Source organism: Bartonella sp. B41, assembly GCF_053795765.1.
This window is the reverse complement of the sequence record NZ_CP200037.1, coordinates 619000-638337: the sequence shown is the minus strand read 5'-3', so window position 1 is coordinate 638337 and position 19338 is coordinate 619000. Positions and strand designations below refer to the sequence as shown.

Genomic DNA, 19338 nt, shown 5'->3' with positions numbered 1-19338 from the left:
TAAGGATATGATTTATTGTTTCACTTTTAAAGATAAAAATGGTGCCCCCAGAGAGACTCGAACTCCCGACCCCCTGATTACAAATCAGGTGCTCTACCAACTGAGCTATAAGGGCACAACCACACCGGAAGTAGCATAAACTGACAAAAATAAAAATAAAAAATTATTAATTCTGATACATATTTCTAAAAAACTATAAATAAATTATAGAATAATTATTTTTTTATCATGTTATCGTTTATAAAACATTTACGAATCCGAAGAAGAGGATTGATCAGCGAGATATCTTTCTAACCAGTGTATATTGTAATTACCGTTAGCAATGTCTTTGTTATCAATGAGATTGCGAAATAAAGGCAATGTCGTTTTAATTCCATCAACGACAAATTCGTCCAATGCACGTCGCAGACGCATTGTGCATTCTAGGCGTGTACGTCCATGAACAATTAGCTTCCCAATTAAGCTGTCGTAGTAGGAGGGGATGCGATAACCTGAATAAGCTCCTGAATCCACTCGAATTCCTAACCCCCCAGGTGTATGAAAATGAGTAATTGTTCCGGGTGAGGGTGCAAAGTTGATGGGATCTTCTGCGTTGATACGGCATTCAATCGCATGACCAAAAAAGCATACGTCTTCTTGTGCAACCGAAAGTCCTTGTCCAGAAGCAATTTGAATTTGTTCATGAACTAGATCTATTCCTGTAATTGCTTCAGTTATAGGATGTTCAACTTGCAAGCGTGTGTTCATTTCAATGAAGTAAAATTCACCATTTTCATAAAGAAATTCGATGGTACCTGCTCCGCGATAGCTGAGTTCTGCACAAGCTTTTGCGACGATATCACCAATTTTTTTTCGTTCATTTTCATTAAGTGCAGGTGAATGAGCTTCTTCCCATATTTTTTGATGTCTTCGTTGAAGTGAACAATCACGTTCTCCTAAATGGATAGCATTTCCTGCTCCATCACCCATAACTTGAATTTCGATATGACGCGGTTTTTCTAAATATTTTTCAATATAAACTGCATCATTACCAAAAGCTGCTTCAGCTTCTGAGCGTGTTGTTTTAAGAGCAATAGAAAATTCTTTCTCAGAATGTACAACTTTCATACCGCGTCCACCACCACCGGCGGAAGCTTTTATAATAACTGGATAACCAATCTCACAGGCAATGCGCAATGCTTCCGTTTCATCAGTAATAGCTCCATCTGAACCAGGAACTGTAGGAATTCCAAGTTTTTTAACAGTTTTTTTTGCTTCTATTTTATCACCCATTGCTCGTATGTGGGCGGCCGTTGGGCCGATAAATGTAATGTTATGAGCTTCTAGAACATCTGCAAATTTTGCATTCTCGGAAAGAAAACCGTAGCCTGGATGAATAGCATCGGCTCCTGTTATTTCGCAAGCGGCAATAATTTGTTGAATGTTTAAATAAGAATCACGGATTGAAGGAAGGCCAATACAGACACTTTCATCGGCAAGACGAACATGCATTGCATCAGCATCAGCGGTCGAGTGAACAGCAACAGTTTTTATTCCAAGTTCTTTACAAGCTCGTAAAATGCGAAGAGCAATTTCTCCTCGATTAGCAATGAGGATTTTTTTAATCATGTGTATTCCTCGCTTTACTCAACCACAACGAGTGGTTCACCAAACTCAACTGGCTGACTATCTTTGACAAAAACGGCAGTAACTCGGCCTGATCGCGGTGACAAAATTTGATTCATTGTTTTCATTGCTTCAATAATAAGCAATGTTTGTCCTTCAGAAACATTCTGTCCTATTTCAATAAAAGGTTTCGCTCCTGGTGAAGGTGCAAGATATGCTGTTCCAACCATTGGAGATGTCACTGTGTTTTTTGATTTATCCTCCTTTGGAAGAGATTCAGTTGTTATGTTGGGAAGAGAAATTGCCGTAGGAGGGGCAATAGGAGTACGGATTGTTTGTTCTGGAATGGTTGAGATACTTTGGCGTGACACACAAATACGCAGTCCATTCTGTTCAAGTTCGATATCAGTTAAATTCGTATCATTTAAAATATCAGCAAGGTCGCGGATAATTTTCGTGTCGATTACGGTGTTATTTGTTGCATCCATCTTTTTTGTTGCCATTTTATTTTAAACTCCTTGATCAATAAAGATCGTCTTTTGTAAATCGAGTATTTTGAGACTGCTTATGATCTTTAAAAGATTTTTACTAAAACTGATTTTCCTTTATTCTTTGTGTTTATAATCCGTTATATGTTGTAATTTAAAATCAGTATTTGCTAGGAAAAGTGCACTTATAAGCTTGTTAACAAAAAAGAGAAAGAACAAAATAATTTAATTTACAGTATGCTTCATGAAGCCAATGGGAAAAAAGTTATTCATTGTATATTTCTTATTGCTTCTTTTAAGATATCTTCGCTTACAGCTCCAATGAGTATTTTATTGCCAACAATATAAAAAGGAATTCCAGTGATATTTAGTGCAGAAGCGATTTTTTTGTTTTCTTCAAAGAAATTTTGTAAGCTTGGATCTGCTATTGCATTTTTCAATTTTTTTTCATCTGCTCCTAACGAAACTGCTATCTTTATGGCGTTAGTTTCATTTGCACGATCTTGATTAGTTAAAAGTGCTTCATAAAATTGAGAATACTTCTCTGGAAATTCTTTTCTAAAAGCATAAGAAACAGAATGTGCCGCTACTGAATCTGATCCTAAAATCGGTAAATCTTTGATAATAACTCGCAGATTTGGGTATTCTTTTATCAGGTTAGCTACACGTGAATGGGAGAGTTTACAGTATTTACAATTGTAATCAAAGAAATCAACGAGAACTATTCTTCCCCTAGGATTTCCTAAAATAGCATCATGAGGAGAATGAAAAATTTCTTTTTCAAAATTGCTGATAATTTCAGCTTGTTTTTTTAATCTTTCTTTAAGCATCAACTGCATTCGAGACATAATTTCCGGATTATTGAGTAAATAGTCTCTTATAATTTTTTGAACATCTTTGTCACTGATAATTGGTACAATCTTTTCCTTCATCTTAGACAAAAAAACCGAATCTTTTAAAAGTTGTGTTTTAAGATCTTCTAAATTCAAATGATTTAATATTTTTTCATTTGCTATTGCCTTTGATAAAGGCAAAAAAAACAACATATTCAATGCAATAGTTATTAAAAAAAATGTAATGAATGCTGTTATTGGATGCTTTGGTTTGCGAGTCATCTACACATCTTCATATTTCTGCTTGTCGTAATATTTGACTGGATTATATGAAAAGTATCGCATATGTGCAATAAACACTTAAATGGTAATGTAAGTATATTGGGTTTTTTAGTTTAAAAAACATCATTTTTATTTTCTCTAAATGGATTTCATTAAATGCGTATTTTTGTGGAAAAATGCGTTGTTATTCAGAATATTCGTATTTGCTTTTTTCGCCATTCTATCACGCATGAATAAATATAATATGGAAAGTGAAATTATGAAAATTGTAGTACATTATGCCTTGTTTATTATTGAAAAAAAATAAAAGGATTCGGATTGGAAAAAGATGCTATTGGATGTGGATTTAAAGTGAGGATGAGTCGAAATGAATGATCTTGATAATTCCTCGATCTATCATTCGTTTCTTAAGAATATCTGAGATGTCGTGCATAGATGAAGATGTTAGAGTTAAAACAGGATATTATTAAAATTAAGTTGTTTATAATTATATTTGATATTTTATAAGTGCGTTTGTGGTCATATATCCAAGGATTATTCTTTTGAAGTTGGTATGCTTGATTTTTAGTTTATTTATATCAGTCTTTGAGGAGGGGAGATCAATTTTATGAAGTAAAAAAATGGATCTCTGCGTGTGAGTGGGAATCTATTAACAAAAATATGAAAGTTCTCTTATGGTCTTTTACAATTCTCCATCACCAGTAAAATTTGCTGTGGCACCAATGTTGGGTTGGACAGATCGACATTGTAGGTTTTTTTATCGTCTTTTAACAAAAAAAGCACTGCTTTATACAGAAATGATTGTAGCAGATGCTGTCATTTATGGTTCTTGCGATCAATTATTAGTTTTGAACAATGAAGAGCATCCGATTGCACTACAATTAGGAGGGGCAGACCCCCAAAAATTGGCGAAGGCTGCACAAATTGCAGAAAATTTTGGTTATGACGAAATAAATCTTAATGTTGGTTGTCCATCGAATCGTGTTCAAGCGGGTGCTTTCGGCGCTTGTTTAATGCTAAATCCAGGCCTCGTAGCAAAAGCTGTGGAAACAATCAAGAAGGTAGTTTCTATACCTGTTACGATTAAATGTCGAGTTGGAGTAGATGATCAGGATGAAGAGGAAGCTTTAGATTTTATGGCTAACCGTGTCTGGAATGCTGGGTGTGATGCACTTTGGGTACATGCACGTAAGGCATGGTTGCAAGGATTAAGTCCAAAAGAAAACCGAGATATTCCTCCGCTTAATTATGAAAGAGTTTATAAATTAAAGGATAAATATCCTAATAAATTTATTGGCATAAATGGTGGAATTAAATCAATTAATGAAATTAAAAAACACTTAACTTTATGTGATTCTACTATGGTTGGACGGAAAGTTTATCATGATCCGACTTTATTAAAATATATTGATTCTGAAATATATGGTGAGTCGCAAAATAACCTCAGTGATAATGATCTTATTGAAGCTATGTGCGATTATGCTTCTCAACATGTTTCATCAGGAGGGCGGCTTTCGCATATAACGCGGCATATGATTGGCTTGTTTCATGGACGGGATGGAGGTCGCAAATGGAGGCAAATATTGTCGAATGATGCAATAAAAAAAGATGCGGATGTACACATTCTAAAAGAAGCTTTTTCTGCTCTTATGTAACAGTAACTTACCATAAATAGAATGAATCGTTGATTTAAAAATAAATTAAAACAATCTTGTTAATAACATATAATGTGTTTAAAACATTTAAAAAAATAACAAAATTATCCATAGCCTATTTATATCATAGAGTTTTATCATACACTTAGGCATTGTATATCTTAAAAGGTTTTTTTATGACCGTTCATCCGTTCGATGATTTTCGTGCTTTACTTGTAAATTTACCTGTTGCGGATAAATTTTTTATAAGTCTGGCAAAAAAACGGCAAGATAAATTAGCAAAAACTCTAGGAACACTTGGAAAGTTTGGAGATATTGCTGTTTGGTATGCTGGGTGGAGAGGTACCGAAAATCCTGTCATAATAAAACCTTTGGTGGCTATTTTTTCTGGAAATCATGGTATTATTGATGAGCATATCACGCCATTGCCACAATCTATGACAAGAAAAATGGTAGAAAATTTTACATCTGGTGGTGGTGCTATTAATCAAATTTGTACAGCTTATGATCTTGGATTAAAAATTTTTGATTTAGCGTTGGAATATCCCACTATGAACATTACAAAAGATGCTGCAATGGACGAACGTAGTGCGGCTGCTACAATGGCATTTGGGATGGAATCTATAGCCGGTGGGACGGATCTCTTATGTATAGGCGAGATGGGAATTGGCAACACAATTATAGCTTCAGCTTTGTGTTGTGCATTATTTGGTGGAGAAGTTGAGGAATGGATAGAAAGTGATATAATATCCGATGGGAAATTTTATCAGCGCAAAATAACAGCAGTTAAGACAGCTGTTTCTTTGCATAAGAATCATCTTGATGACCCTTTTGAGATAATGCGTTGTTTAGGAGGGCGTGAAATTGCTGCTATGGTAGGTGCTATTTTAGCTGCAAGAATGGAAAAAATCCCAGTTATTTTGGATGGTTTTGTAGCAATGGTGGCTGCAGCAGTTCTTCAGAAAATGCATCCAAGAGTTCTCGACCATATTCTTATCGGACATATTTCTTCTGAGCCCGTTCATCGCAAACTCTTAAAAAAAATTGGGAAAGAACCTCTTTTAGATCTTGGTATGTGTCTGGGGGAAGGGACAGGTGCAGCTATTGCTGCTGGAATTGTTAAAGCAGCTGTTTTAACTCATGCACAAATGACAATTTTTGAACAAAAAGATTTTACTGCTTAAAGATAGTTGTACAATCACAAAAATTAAAAAAATCTTAATAGCTTCATTCATTTATTTTTTCATGTACGTTTATGTAGTTCAATGGTAATTCTGTTGTGTACTTAATTTGTTCCATTGCAAAATAAGATGAAACATCATGGATATCAATTTTGGAAATTAATTTTTTATAAAAAAGATCATAGGCTTCAATGCTAGGAACAACAATACGCAACAAATAATCAATGTCTCCGCTCATTCGATAAAATTCAATTACTTCACGAAATTCTGCTACAATCTTTGAAAAGCGTTTAGACCACTCGTGACTATGTGTATTGGTACGAATAGAAACAAAAACAGTCACGTGTGCATTGACCTTTTGAGGAGAAAGAACAGCGACACGACGTTGAATAACACCATCTTCTTCAAGCTTTTGAATCCTACGCCAACAAGGAGTGGTGGAAAGTCCAATTTTTTTGGCTATATCAGCGACAGGAAGCGTTGCATTTTCTTGTAAAAGATGTAAAATTTTCCGATCAAGCTGATCCATATCTCTCTATCAATGTTTAGTTTTAAAAACTCTGTTCATTAGACTGAGAATGACTGTTACAAAGTCGCCACAAAGCCAAGGTAAACGCATCAGACTCAACCCCCAAAATCTATGCAAAGAAAGAGCGTTTTCCCAATTATCAGCGACTTTTAAAATCTCTCTACGACATTTTATCTTTGCACTATTCCAATTTTTTGCACAGAATCCAACAGCAAAAGCAAACATTACCTGATACACAGTTAAAAACATCCTCTCACGATGATCTTGAACACCCAAATTGAAATGATAAAGCAAACTTTCCTGTACCGACCCCCGTGAATAAAGCTCTATAAAACAACAAAAACCAAGTGCTTATTATAAGATTTATCATTTATTACGTCAAGCAAATTACACAATTTCTACAGCATTGTTACTGAAGAGAACAGAATCCTTAAAATACACTGGGTACAATGCTTGCACAATAATTGCAATTGAAACTATTTAAAATAAACAGATTATGTGTTTCACATAAGAAAAATAATGAAGATATCAGATATGAATACAGAAATTACACGTTAGAGAAAAACATTCTCCCTTTATTCTTAATTTAATTTTCTCTAGGATGAGATCTTCGCCATTCTCTCGGATACTGAAAGCTTGATTTCCATATACCTTTCTTTTCTTTTTTTGCTTCTTCTTCTTCCTTAGGATAATCGTGATAGCTTACTGCCCAACCATTCTGCACAATCTTTGCGTTGATATTTTCTACTTTATTTGTTTTACATGTTGCAAGAATGCGGTGATATTTATCCTTTTTGTTCCAATAACATATAATCTGCTGATTTTCCGTGAGGCTTTCTAAATATTTTTTTGATTCAACACCACATGGATAAGACGCCTCTTCAACACCGCAAAATTGATTGAGCTCAGGAGCATCAATTCCTGCAAGGCGAATCATAACAGAAGAAATCGAAATTGAATCGCCATCAATGACAAGTGCTTCACCTTTTATAGATGCTTGAGAAGAAAATGCTGTCTTCGCATAATCTTCTTGAGTGTACTTAAAGTAAACAACGATAGCGATAAAGAAAGCAAAAGCTGTAAAAAAGATACCGAAGATTACGAATTTAAAATCAAATTTACTTAAATTAGAATGTATTTCTTTTCTCATAATACCAAAATCATATTAAAAAGTGTTTTATTTTAAATAATACATTTACAACAAATAACCTGTATAAAGATCCCATTATTCCTACAAAAGGAATCTTTCGTCAAAGTAACAAAATCTTATATGTTTAGGTCACTTCATACTATATGTAAAACTGATGATACATTATGGCATAATTATGAATTCAACCAGAACAAAGGAAAGAAATTCTCCAAAAAGATTCTCTAAATGTATAACATCTGCAAAAAAATAAATAAAAGAAGCCCCTCTACTTCAAAAAAAAACAAAAACTTAAACACTTATTAAGTGTAATAAGAATTTATACTTACTTTAAATTAGAAAAAATCCGCAGACAATATGACATATGTTGATTATTTAATTTTTGTTTCTTTGAATTCAACGTGCTTTCTGACAACTGGATCGTATTTACGTTTACTCATCTTGTCAGTCATTGTCCGGCTATTCTTTTTTGTCACATAAAAAAAACCAGTATCTGCAGTCGAAAAAAGCTTAATCTTAATGGTTGCTGCTTTAGCCATAACTAAAAGTCCTATTTACACCAAAAATGGTATCATTCTACTATCAAAATCTATTTCTAATGCAATCAGATTGTATCGTGCGAAACTACGTATATTCTAAAAAAAGTCAAGAGCTGATTAATTTTCTCATAAATTGAGTAAGTATCAGAATAATGTATAAGCCAAAAAGACAAGTTATTGTAATTGAAAAACCAAATGGTTTAAAGATATCCATGACACGTCCGATGATAGCTGGCCCGACAAGCATACCTATTCCATAACAAAAAATAAAAGCAGAATTAGCAGCAGCAAGCTTGTGTCCTTTAAAACATGTTCCTAGTCGTGCAAGTCCTATTGTATAAAGTCCAGCAGATACGCCTCCGAGAATAACAAGATCGAGCATTAGAATCCATTTATATTTCACTATCCATGGAATCGTGAAAGTTCCGATTAGGCCTAAGATGGCGCAGCTTATAAGAGGGTAACGGAAATCTTTTGTATAGTCGCTTATAATGCTGATAGGAATTAGGAGCAAAATATTACCAAGAGCAAGCATTACTATAAAGTGCGCTGCATCATTTTCACTGTATCCAACAGATAAACTGAAGGATGTTATAAGAGTTAACGCTCCCATTTGAACAGCACCATAAATGAGTGCTGCCATTGTTGAGGTAGGAACACTAAAAATATAAGAAATAAATGGTATGTGTTGATTTTCTTTGAATTTTGGGCTCAAATTCCAAGCGATGAGAATTGGTATTGCGGAGAACATCATAAAAATACAGCTTATAGCAAAGGGCATAAATCCCTGTGTTCCTATTTTGATTTGCAGCATTGAACCCATTCCAAATCCAAATCCTAACGTAATAGTGTAAATAGAAAGAATTAAGTTGCGTTTTTTAGGTGGAGAGCAACTGTTAATCCAAAATTCTGAAAGGATAAACATAATTGTCATTGTAAAGTGTAGTATGAGCTTTAAAATGAACCAAATCCATATTGATTTAAAAAAATAAAATCCCAAAAAGCTCAAATATCCAAAAGCGATCATCAGTAATATTGTTTTTGCAACACCTAAGTACAAAGCTATTCTGGACGCAAATATAGCTGCTATGATTGTAGCGATTCCACCAACTGTTCCGCTATATCCGATAATACTATTTGAAATGCCTTTTTCAGACATCAATAAAGAGACAAGCTGCGTTCCCATTCCTAACGCTATTCCAACGGTACCAATGGTTGTGATTGCGGCGGTGATTGCACGCAGAGAATTATTGTCATGTTCATTTTTTACCATGGGATAATTTAATTGTCCCCTTTTTTGCAAAACCAACAGAAAATTAACTTGGAATCAGAAAAATAATAAATTCGTTTATTGCGATTTTTCTGGATTATTTAGTATATACTTTTTTTGGGTTCTTCACATGGTGATTATTAAATCAAAAGAAAAATACACTGATTTGTATGAACAAGGATACGAAGAAGAATAGTACCATATGAAGATAATTATGATATGTAACGAGCATTCTTCTAGTTTTTGAGTTTTATCACCATTTTCATAATCGTTAATATTTAATTAGAACTCAATTTTTAAGGTTTGATTATTCTGTTTATGATTTTTTTAATTGTTTCGCTACAGAACAAAAATTGTAATTTTGATTTTTATATGCTTATTTTTTGTATTGTTATTTCTTAATAAAAAGTACGGCTTCGTTTTTTTATCATAAATTTATTTTTATGATGGAATATTGGAGAAAAAGCGATTGGGCGAGGATCTGTTAACATATCAAATGATAAAGATGCAGAGAAAGGTTGTACTTCTATAAGTGTTACCATTACTTCATCACCAAGTTGGTAGCCTTTACAATTGTTCTTTCCTATAAGGGCGTGCTGCGTTTTATCAAAATGATAATAATCATTTTTAAGTGTAGAAGCGTGTACAAAGCCATCTGTATTGAGTTTATCAAGTGAGATAAAAAGCCCATCTTTTGTAACTCCAGAAACTCGACCTGTGAAAGTATAACCAATTTTATTTCTTAAGTAGTGTGCAACGAGTCGATCAATAGTTTCTCTTTCAGCTATCATTGCACGACGTTCATGTGAAGAAATTTGTGTGGCAATTTCTGCAAGATTTTTTTCTTGAGAATCGATTAGTTGATCGTTTCCAAATTTTAGCACTTTAATGAGTGCTCTATGGATAATGAGATCAGCATAACGGCGGATTGGTGATGTAAAATGTGTGTAATTATGCAAATTTAAACCAAAATGACCAATATTTTTAGGATTATACTCAGCTTGAGATTGTGAACGTAGAATAACTTGATTTACTAATTCTCGTTGTTTTGTATTAGAAAATTTTTCTAGAATTTTGTTAAGTCGTGCTGATGTAAGCTCGGTTCCTCTAGAAAGAGATATTCCCAAACTCTTGAGGAAATTTCGCAGTATTTCCTGTTTTGCAAGAGAAGGTTTATCATGAACGCGAAAAATGAGAGTTTGATGGTTTTCTTTTAATGTTTCAGCAGCTGAAATGTTAGCTTGTATCATAAATTCTTCAATCAAGCGGTGTGCTTCTAAATGTGTCTCCATCACGACATTTTTGATGCATCCATTTTGATCAAGAATGAGCTTTTTTTCTGCTATCTCTAGTTCTAATGGTTGTCTGCGATTGCGTGCAATTTTCAGGCTATTGTAAGCTCTCCACAATGGCTCTAAAATGTTTTTGAAGAGGGGAGCCGTTTTTTCTTTTATATCTCCTTCAATTGCGGATTGTACTTCTTGATAAGAGAGGTTTTCTGTGACATGCATCATAATACGGTGAAAACTATGTTTTCGCTTTTTACCATTTACATCAAAAATCATGCGCACAGCTAGAGCTGGTCTGTCTTTTCCTTTACGTAAAGAACATAAATTATTAGAAATGCACTCTGGCAGCATGGGTACAACGTGATCGGGAAAATAAATAGAATTTCCTCGTTTTAATGCCTCTTGATCTAAAGCACTCCCCGTTTTGATATAGTAAGATACATCTGCAATTGCGACAACAATGATCCAACCGCCACTATTTTCAGGATCTTTATCTGTTGTAGCATACACTGCGTCATCATGATCTTTTGCATCTGGTGGATCAATTGTGATCAGTGGTAAGTGCCTCCAATCCTCACGATTGTTGATGTTTGCTGGTTTTAAATTTTTTGCTTGATCAAGAACATCTTCAGAAAAAATATGGGGGATGTCTCTTGAAAGAAGAGAAATCATTGAGAGTGTTTTTTCACCACTGATATGTCCAAAGACATTTTTTATTTTTGCCTTTTTTAGTCCATAATTGGTATTTTTTTGAATTTCTACTTCAACGAGATTACCAGATTTTATGTCTGTTTCAGAAGATAGATCAATCATTAATTCTCTAGTTTTTCGTTCTATAGGAATAAATTGCCACTGACCATTTTTAAATTTTTGAACTATGCCAAATGTATTTTGTTGAACTTCTTCAACTTTACGAATAACTCTTCCTGTATAAGAAGAAATTTGAGAAGTTTTATTGCGAAAAATTTTTACAAGAACATTGTCTCCAACACCAATACTTATTCCCTTTGTACGATGAAGGGGAAGTATTTCAATATTTGGTTTTGACCCATTTTCCCATTCCAAAGGCTGTGCAATGAGGCTGCCATCTTCATCACGGGAGTTAATTTTTACTAAGGTAATCGATGGTATTTTTTTTTTGTTTTTTAATTTTTTATGGTGTTGTGAGATTAGTCCATGATTTTTTAAATCCCGTAATATATCTTTTAACCATATGCGAGAATCACTTTTTAAATTAAAAGCTTTTATGATTTCACGCTTACTTGAACGGTCTGGATTGTTACTAATAAATGATATAATTTCTTCCTTCTTTGGCAGTTGATCTAATTTAATTAATTGAAAATATTTTGTATTTTTATTTTTAGTCAAAATTTATATCTCTTTTTTTGGAGAAGAAGTTTTTCTTGTAGTTGTTTTTTTACTGGATGCTTTAGCTGATATAAATTCTAATGCTTCTACAAGGGTCACACTCATTGGATCTTTATTTTTGGGCAATGTTGCATTAATTTTACCCCAATTAACATAGGGGCCATAGCGTCCATCACGAACAGTGATTGCGCCTCCATCTGGGTGGTCCCCTAGTGTTATCAGCGGTTCAAGTGCTGTTTTCCCTCTCTTCGTTTTATTTTCTTGTTTTTCGGCAAGTACTGTAACAGCGCGATTAATGCCGATATCAAAGACTTCATCCGCGTGAGAAAGAGGGGCATATTTCCCATCATGAGAAAGGTAGGGCCCGTATCGTCCAATTGTGGCTGTGATTATTTTTCCTGTTTCTGGATGCATCCCAATTTCGCGGGGAAGAGACAGTAAAGATAAAGCTTTATCGAAAGTCATATTTTCTGAGCGCCATTCTTTCGGTAATCCTGCGCGCTTGGCTTCTTTTCCTTCACCAAGTTGAATATATGGTCCAAAACGCCCATTGCGGAGAGAAATACCGTTTTCTGTTTTAGGATCGATACCAAGAATAATAGGCTCATCATTATGTGTAGCTTCATTTTTTTCCCCTGTATCTGTTCCGAGTTGGTGGGTATATCTGCATTCAGGGTAGTTAGAACATCCGACAAATGCACCATAACGGCTTAATTTTAGCGATAGCTTCCCATTTGTACAAAGAGGGCAGGAACGGATATCACTTCCATCTTCGCGTGGAGGAAAAGCAAGGGAGCTCAATGTTATGTTTAAAGCATCAATAACATTCGTTATGCGTAATTCTTGGATATTCACAACAGATGCATTAAATTCGTCCCAAAAATCGCGTAATACTTCTTTCCAGGATAATTTTCCATCCGATATCAGATCTAATTTTTCTTCAAGGTTTGCTGTAAAATCGTATTCTACATAACGGTTAAAGAAGTTTTCTAGAAAAGCTGTAACGATACGTCCTTTAATGTCAGGGCTAAGTTTTCTTTTATCAATTATGATGTAGCCACGATCACAAAGTGTTGCTAATGTAGATGCATAGGTTGAAGGACGACCAATTCCTAATTCTTCAAGTTTTTTGATGAGTGAAGCTTCAGAATAACGAGGAGGTGGTTCTGTAGTATGTTTTTTAGATTCAATCTTTTCTTTTGTAAGAGCTTCACCAGAGTTTATTTGTGGCAGAGATGTTATGTCATTTTCTTCGTTATTTTTTTCATTTTGTTGATCCGTATAAATGGCAGTAAAACCATCAAAATTGATGACAGAACCTATTGCACGTAAATTTGCCTGATTTTCTCCTTGCAGTGCTTCAATTTCAACCGTTGTACGTTCAATTTCAGCAGAACACATTTGGCTAGCTACTGCCCGTTTCCATATTAATTCATAGAGTTTTGCTTGATCACTATCAACAAAATTGCGTACTTGATTTGGAAAGCGTTGAAAATCAGTTGGGCGAATAGCTTCGTGTGCTTCTTGTGCATTCTTTGCTTTTGTTGAATAGAAACGTGCTTTTTCAGGAACGTAGTTACTGCCGAAGGATTCAGCGATTACTTTTCGTGCCGAATCAATAGCTTCTGATGCCATTTGTACACCATCGGTACGCATGTAGGTAATAAGTCCTGCTGTTTCACCATTAATTTCAACACCTTCATAAAGTTTTTGAGCAATTTGCATAGTACGAGAAGCTGAAAACCCAAGTTGAGAAGAAGCAGCCTGTTGTAAAGTGGATGTTGTAAATGGTGGAAAAGGATTTCTTTTTATTGGTTTTGCTTCAACACTTAATACACGATATTTTGCACCTTCTAGGATAAAGCAAATCTTATCTGCTTGTCCTTGCGATTGAATATCGAGTTTACCAATCTTTTTTTGATTTAACATCATTAATTTTGCATGAAAACTGTTGTTTTGGATGGTTTTCAATTGTGCCGTAATGGACCAATAATCTTCTTCAATAAAATGTTCTATTTCCGATTCTCTATCACAAATAATACGCAAGGCAACTGACTGAACACGACCAGCTGAACGTGCACCCGGAAGCTTCCTCCACAAAACGGGTGAAAGTGTAAAACCAACAAGATAATCGAGAGCTCGACGAGCAAGGTAAGCATCTACGAGTGATTTATCAATATCACGTGGATTATTCATAGCATCAAGAACGGATTTTTTTGTAATTGCATTAAATACAACTCGTCTTACGGGTTTACTATTTAAAACTTTTTTTTGATTAAGAATATCCAGAATATGCCATGAAATAGCTTCTCCTTCACGGTCTGGGTCTGTTGCTAATATGAGGCTGTCAGCTTCTTTAACTGCTTTTGCTATTTCATTTAAACGCTTAGTTGCAGCAGTATCAATATCCCATTTCATGGAAAAATCTTTATCGGGTAATACAGAACCGTCTTTGGCAGATAAATCACGAACATGCCCAAATGATGCGATTACTTTGTATTGAGATCCAAGATATTTATTAATTGTTTTTGCTTTAGCTGGAGATTCAACGATAACGATATTCATAATTTTACCCGAATGTTGAAATAAAAATTGCTTTTATACCCCTCTTTCACAGGAATAGCTAACGACAATTGATTAAGAGGATATAAAAATATTACATTATACAACTTTTGATTGTTATTATTGAAGTACACCCTATATGAAGCTACGTGACTTATTTTGCATGGATAGTAGAAAAGATACACAGCAAAATACTAAAATAACATCTATTGAGATGGTGGGGTGGGGAATGCTCAAGGATAGAAGATTATGTTTATAAATCACTTAAAAATTATCCAATATATTACAGATATGTCAAAACAAATGAATCAAATGGCACGTCAAGCACGTAGTCCGCTTTTAGCATTACTTTTAGACATGGCAGCCAAAGAAGGACAAAGTATTATCAATAGTGCTGAGTCTCTTGGGGAAGATAAGAATTCGACAATGACACATAACCACTCGAATGTCGAATAAGCTTTCCGGCAAGGTCAAGCTCAATCAACAAAAGGTAAAGCTTTTGTAGTGGAACACCTGAATGGGTGCTGAGCGTGTTTAAGTCAATTGGAGTTGTTGAGAGGGAGGAGAGGACGGCTGCGCGTTCTTCTTCGCTTCCTGTTAAAGAAGGTTTGTCTGGTTTTATATTAGGCAAGATTTGATTTTCCTGTTGAATCTCAAAGGGGGCTGATTCCTCAAAAAAATTAAGTTGAAGATTAACAGTATCTGGGATAAGTGGTGTTAGTGTTTCTACAATATCAGAGGGGTGAGTGGTTAGTATCGCTCCATCTTTTATGAGATTGTTTGTGCCAACTGACCTTGGATCAAGTGGAGAGCCGGGGACGGCAAAAACCAAGCGTCCCATTTCACCAGCTTGACGTGCTGTTATAAGAGATCCTGATCGCATGGCAGCTTCAACAACCAAAAGGCCAAGTGATAAGCCTGCAATAATGCGATTTCTTCTTGGGAAATCGATGGCGCGTGGTTTCCAAGAAATAGGCATCTCACTGATAATTGCTCCACCATGTGCGATAATATCTTCATATAATTTTTTATTTTCATGGGGATATATGTGGTCAATTCCACCAGCCATAACCGCGACTGTACCTGTTAATAGGCTTGCTTGATGGACAATACTATCAATGCCAAGAGCTAATCCAGAAATAGTGGTAAAGCCAGAATTTCCAAGAAAATAGGCGAATTGATCAGCTAATTTTTTTCCAGCTGCTGAGGCATTTCTGGAGCCTACAATTCCAACAGAAGGTTTTTGAAAAACTGAAATTGTACCTTTTACAGCTACAAGAGGTGGTGATGCATCTGTTACCTTAAGAAATTCTGGATAATCTGGTTCTCCCACACCAATAAATCGAATACCAAGTCTTTCTGCTTCTTGCATCTCTCTTTCAGCATCTTCTAACGTTGCTATTCGTAAAGATGAACTAAGACCGCCCATTCTACTCAGCTCAGGAAGCGCATTTAGAGCGTTTTCTGCTGTGCTATAATGCTTGATTAAATGACGAAAACTAACCGCTCCGATATTCTCACTACGCAACAATCGCAACCAGTTTAGACGTTGACGATCAGTGAGCAGAATTCCCTTATTGATCTCTGTCTTAGATGACAATTTTTTTTTCTTTCTTCCTTAGTAATCTGCTAATATTCGCACTATGTTTCACAACTACCAATAGGCTCATTATAATTAGCATAAAGTGAGCGTAGATATGAGGGTAGGAAAAATAAATAAATATTGGAGTGATGACAACCGCGATGAGAGAAGATAGTGAAGAATAGCGTGTAAGTAAAAAAACTATTATCCACGTAGTAATAAATATCATTGCAGCTGGCCAATAAAATCCAAAACATATACCTAGATAAGTAGCAACACCTTTGCCTCCTCTAAATTTAAGCCAGATTGAAAAAATATGCCCTAATAGAGCAAAAAAACCTGCCAAAATCACAATTTCTGTTGGATAAATTAAAAATTTTACAAAAAAGACGACAACGGTTCCTTTTAATATATCGCAAAGAAGGGTAAGAGCGGCTATTTTTTTCTTTCCGGTTCGTAAAACATTTGTAGCCCCAATATTTCCAGAACCAATTGTTCTTACGTCACCTAGTTTAGCAAATTTTGTAAAAAGCAATCCAAATGGGATTGATCCAATGAAATAGGATATCAAGAGGGTAAACCACGTACAAAATCGAAAAAATACTTCTACTTCATTCATTTAAGAATCCCATTAATCTTATTGAGCAAGTTTAAAAACCAATTGTCCTTTAACAAAGGTTTGGAGAACACGCCCTTGAAAGTAAGCCTTTTCAAAAGGTGTGTTTTTTGAACGTGAGTATAACTTATTTTTGGATACGATCCATGGTTCATAAAGATCAACTAAAATAAGGTCTGCAGGAGCCCCTTTTTTGAGTGTTCCTGCATTGAGACCAAAGAGTTTTGCAGGTGCTGTTGATAAAAGTTCGGTTAATCGCAGTAGAGATATAGTTTCGTTATGATAAAGGCGTAAGGCTGCACTCAATAAAGTTTCCATTCCAATGGCACCTGTGGTTGCATCATTAAATGGTAAACGTTTTGTATCAGAGCTTTGAGGATCATGAGAAGAAACGATAATGTCCACTGTTCTATCTTTTATTGCTTCAATCATCGCTAAGCGATCTTCTTCCGCTCGTAATGGGGGCATTAAACGAAAACAGGTACGATATTCACCAATGTCATTTTCATTAAAGGATAGGTGATTAATAGATACACCTGCTGAAATTTTTGTATTGCGTTCTTTGTTTATACGTATAGTCTCAGCTGATATAGCTGTTGATATTTGTGCAGCGTGGTAGCGTGTTTGTGTTAATGCTGCTAGTCGCAAGTCTCTTTCAAGAGGAATTATTTCTGCTTCGCGAGGTATCCCAGAAAGGCCCAACCAACTTGCTAGAAGTCCTTCATTCATAACACCTTGATTTATAAGATCTTTATCTTGTGTTTCGTGTATCAGAATGGCATCAAAATCACGCGCATAAGTCATTGCAAGCCGCATAACAGATGAGCTTTGAAGAGTTTTTTTTCCTTCACTGAAGGCAATTGCTCCTGCATTTTTTAGAAAACCAAATTCTGTTATCTTTTTTCCATCAAGACCTTGAGTGATTGTTGCAACTGGGTAAATATTGATTAACGATGTTTCTCTTACTATTCGTGTAATGAATTCAACAAGATCTGCATTATCAATGATTAGATTCGTGTCTGGCATCATAAGAAAAGAGGTAATTCCACCTGCTGCTGCTGCTTGGCTTGCCGAGACAATTGTTTCATTATGTTCGCCTTTTAGTTTTTGGATAAAAACATTGGCATCAACAAGGCCAGGTAGAATCACTTTATTTTTTGCGTCAATAATTTTTGCGTTTTCTGGAGTTCCTTGATTCAGAGCTTCTTTCCCAGCAGTTGCAATTAATCCGTCTTCAATAATAACTGTTCCAATTTCATCGACGTTGCGAGAAGGGTCAATAATACGGGCATTTTGAAAAACTATTGGCTTCGTCATTTTTTTTCTTTACCTGCGTTAAGACGTGAATCTAGTAGGGCATCCATAACAGCCATACGAACGGCTATGCCCATTTCTACTTGTGTGTGAATCATACTTTGCAAGCCATCTGCTATATGAGATGCAATTTCTACTCCACGATTTATTGGTCCAGGGTGCAGAACGATGCAGTCACTTTTGGCATAAGATAAATTTTTTTCATGCAAACCAAAATAATGAAAATATTCAGGAATTGAAGGAATAAAAGAATTTGCCATACGTTCATACTGTAGGCGCAGCATCATAATAACGTCGGCATTTTTTAGTCCTTCTTTCATTGTGTTAAAAACCTCAACACTCATATTTGCAATTTCTGTAGGTAAGAGCGTTGAGGGAGCAACAACACGAACACGCGCTCCTAAAGAATTTAGGCTGAGAATATTAGAACGGGCAACACGAGAATGCAGAATATCACCGCAAATTGCAATTGTTAGTCCTTCAATACGGCCTTTTTTTCTCTTAATAGTCAAAGCGTCTGATAAAGCTTGTGTCGGGTGTTCGTGTGCACCATCGCCTGCATTTATGATGCAGCAATCAACTTCTCGAGACAATAAAGCTGCTGCTCCAGCACAATTATGGCGAATGACTAGTATATCCGGTTTCATTGCATTAAGGGTTATTGCAGTATCAATTAGTGTTTCTCCTTTTTTTATAGATGAATTGTCAACGGATATATTCATTACATTTGCTCCTAGCCGTTTTCCAGCTAATTCAAATGAAGATAGTGTTCGTGTGGAAGGTTCAAGGAAGAGATTAATCTGGGTTCGGCCATATAAAATAGATTTGTTTTTATCAATTTTGGGGGAAAGGATAACATTCGCATTTGCACGATCAAGCAATATGTTAAGGTCTTTTACCGTTAAATCTTTAATACCCAACAGATGTTGATAGGGAAAAATGGGAAAAAAAGAATTTTGAGTCATAGCATTCTTTTCTATCTCTCTTTAAAGAGATTAAATAAGGACTTGTTTGAATATGATAAGTGTTTTTGTAACTCCAAAAATATAAATAGTCTATGACGTGAATAATTTAAATA

Annotated in this window: 17 protein-coding genes and 1 tRNA gene; 3 read left to right on the top strand and 15 right to left on the bottom strand. The window is 35.1% G+C overall.

All coding sequences use genetic code 11. The features are described from left to right. Window positions 1-39: 39 nt before the first annotated feature. The 4 genes from V4P54_RS02695 to V4P54_RS02680 all read right to left on the bottom strand — a co-directional run bounded on the left by V4P54_RS02695 (window position 40) and on the right by V4P54_RS02680 (window position 3208). Window positions 40-115: transfer RNA gene (locus tag V4P54_RS02695), tRNA-Thr, on the bottom strand. Between the two features lie 134 nt (window positions 116-249). Continuing rightward, a complete protein-coding gene (gene accC / locus V4P54_RS02690; RefSeq protein ID WP_455477595.1) occupies window positions 250-1608 on the bottom strand; it encodes an acetyl-CoA carboxylase biotin carboxylase subunit in 1359 nt (452 codons plus the stop codon). 14 nt (window positions 1609-1622) lie between these two features. Further along, window positions 1623-2108: an acetyl-CoA carboxylase biotin carboxyl carrier protein gene (gene accB / locus V4P54_RS02685; RefSeq protein ID WP_455477594.1), complete on the bottom strand. Its 486-nt coding sequence runs from the start codon at window positions 2106-2108 to the stop codon at window positions 1623-1625. Window positions 2109-2362: 254 nt separating this feature from the next. After that, window positions 2363-3208 (bottom strand): DsbA family protein, encoded by an 846-nt coding sequence (locus tag V4P54_RS02680; protein WP_455477593.1) that lies wholly within the window; start codon window positions 3206-3208, stop codon window positions 2363-2365. 674 nt (window positions 3209-3882) lie between these two features. Here V4P54_RS02680 and dusA point away from each other — a divergent pair. Both dusA and V4P54_RS02670 read left to right on the top strand, forming a co-directional pair. Beyond that, window positions 3883-4863, top strand: a complete 981-nt coding sequence (dusA, locus tag V4P54_RS02675; protein ID WP_455477592.1) for a tRNA dihydrouridine(20/20a) synthase DusA — start codon at window positions 3883-3885, stop codon at window positions 4861-4863. A gap of 176 nt (window positions 4864-5039) precedes the next feature. Beyond that, window positions 5040-6047: a nicotinate-nucleotide--dimethylbenzimidazole phosphoribosyltransferase gene (locus tag V4P54_RS02670; RefSeq protein WP_455477591.1), complete on the top strand. Its 1008-nt coding sequence runs from the start codon at window positions 5040-5042 to the stop codon at window positions 6045-6047. A gap of 43 nt (window positions 6048-6090) precedes the next feature. Here the strand turns inward: V4P54_RS02670 and V4P54_RS02665 are convergent, their stop codons facing one another. The 7 genes from V4P54_RS02665 to topA all read right to left on the bottom strand — a co-directional run bounded on the left by V4P54_RS02665 (window position 6091) and on the right by topA (window position 14751). Then, window positions 6091-6573: an Lrp/AsnC family transcriptional regulator gene (locus V4P54_RS02665; protein WP_455477590.1), complete on the bottom strand. Its 483-nt coding sequence runs from the start codon at window positions 6571-6573 to the stop codon at window positions 6091-6093. A gap of 9 nt (window positions 6574-6582) precedes the next feature. After that, the gene (locus tag V4P54_RS02660; RefSeq protein ID WP_455477589.1) at window positions 6583-6867 is read right to left on the bottom strand and encodes a hypothetical protein; all 285 of its coding nucleotides are present in this window, start codon (window positions 6865-6867) and stop codon (window positions 6583-6585) included. 292 nt (window positions 6868-7159) lie between these two features. Further along, window positions 7160-7723, bottom strand: coding sequence for a thermonuclease family protein (locus tag V4P54_RS02655; protein ID WP_455477588.1), 564 nt, complete (start codon window positions 7721-7723; stop codon window positions 7160-7162). A gap of 368 nt (window positions 7724-8091) precedes the next feature. Continuing rightward, window positions 8092-8259 carry a 50S ribosomal protein L33 gene (gene rpmG, locus V4P54_RS02650; RefSeq protein ID WP_455477587.1) on the bottom strand — a complete coding sequence of 56 codons (168 nt, stop codon included), beginning with the start codon at window positions 8257-8259 and terminating at the stop codon, window positions 8092-8094. Window positions 8260-8365: 106 nt separating this feature from the next. Next, on the bottom strand, window positions 8366-9532 hold the full coding sequence (locus V4P54_RS02645; RefSeq protein ID WP_455477586.1) for an MFS transporter: 1167 nt from the start codon (window positions 9530-9532) through the stop codon (window positions 8366-8368). A gap of 395 nt (window positions 9533-9927) precedes the next feature. Next, a complete protein-coding gene (gene rnr / locus V4P54_RS02640; protein ID WP_455477670.1) occupies window positions 9928-12189 on the bottom strand; it encodes a ribonuclease R in 2262 nt (753 codons plus the stop codon). Next, window positions 12190-14751: a type I DNA topoisomerase gene (gene topA, locus V4P54_RS02635; RefSeq protein WP_455477585.1), complete on the bottom strand. Its 2562-nt coding sequence runs from the start codon at window positions 14749-14751 to the stop codon at window positions 12190-12192. 246 nt (window positions 14752-14997) lie between these two features. Here topA and V4P54_RS02630 point away from each other — a divergent pair, with 246 nt between their 5' ends. Then, the gene (locus V4P54_RS02630) at window positions 14998-15204 is read left to right on the top strand and encodes a hypothetical protein (protein WP_455477584.1); all 207 of its coding nucleotides are present in this window, start codon (window positions 14998-15000) and stop codon (window positions 15202-15204) included. On the opposite strand, the gene dprA is transcribed toward V4P54_RS02630, so the two are convergent. The 4 genes from dprA to V4P54_RS02610 are packed head-to-tail and all read right to left on the bottom strand — an operon-like array spanning window position 15134 to window position 19225. Beyond that, window positions 15134-16348, bottom strand: a complete 1215-nt coding sequence (dprA, locus tag V4P54_RS02625; protein ID WP_455477583.1) for a DNA-processing protein DprA — start codon at window positions 16346-16348, stop codon at window positions 15134-15136. The genes V4P54_RS02630 and dprA overlap by 71 nt on opposite strands. After that, window positions 16338-16949 (bottom strand): glycerol-3-phosphate 1-O-acyltransferase PlsY, encoded by a 612-nt coding sequence (gene plsY / locus V4P54_RS02620; protein WP_455477582.1) that lies wholly within the window; start codon window positions 16947-16949, stop codon window positions 16338-16340. The genes dprA and plsY overlap by 11 nt, the downstream gene beginning before the upstream one ends. A gap of 18 nt (window positions 16950-16967) precedes the next feature. After that, window positions 16968-18263, bottom strand: a complete 1296-nt coding sequence (locus V4P54_RS02615; protein ID WP_455477581.1) for a dihydroorotase — start codon at window positions 18261-18263, stop codon at window positions 16968-16970. Continuing rightward, complete coding sequence (locus V4P54_RS02610; RefSeq protein ID WP_455477580.1) at window positions 18260-19225, bottom strand: aspartate carbamoyltransferase catalytic subunit; 966 nt, start codon at window positions 19223-19225, stop codon at window positions 18260-18262. Before V4P54_RS02610 ends, V4P54_RS02615 begins: the two co-directional genes overlap by 4 nt. Window positions 19226-19338 lie beyond the last annotated feature (113 nt).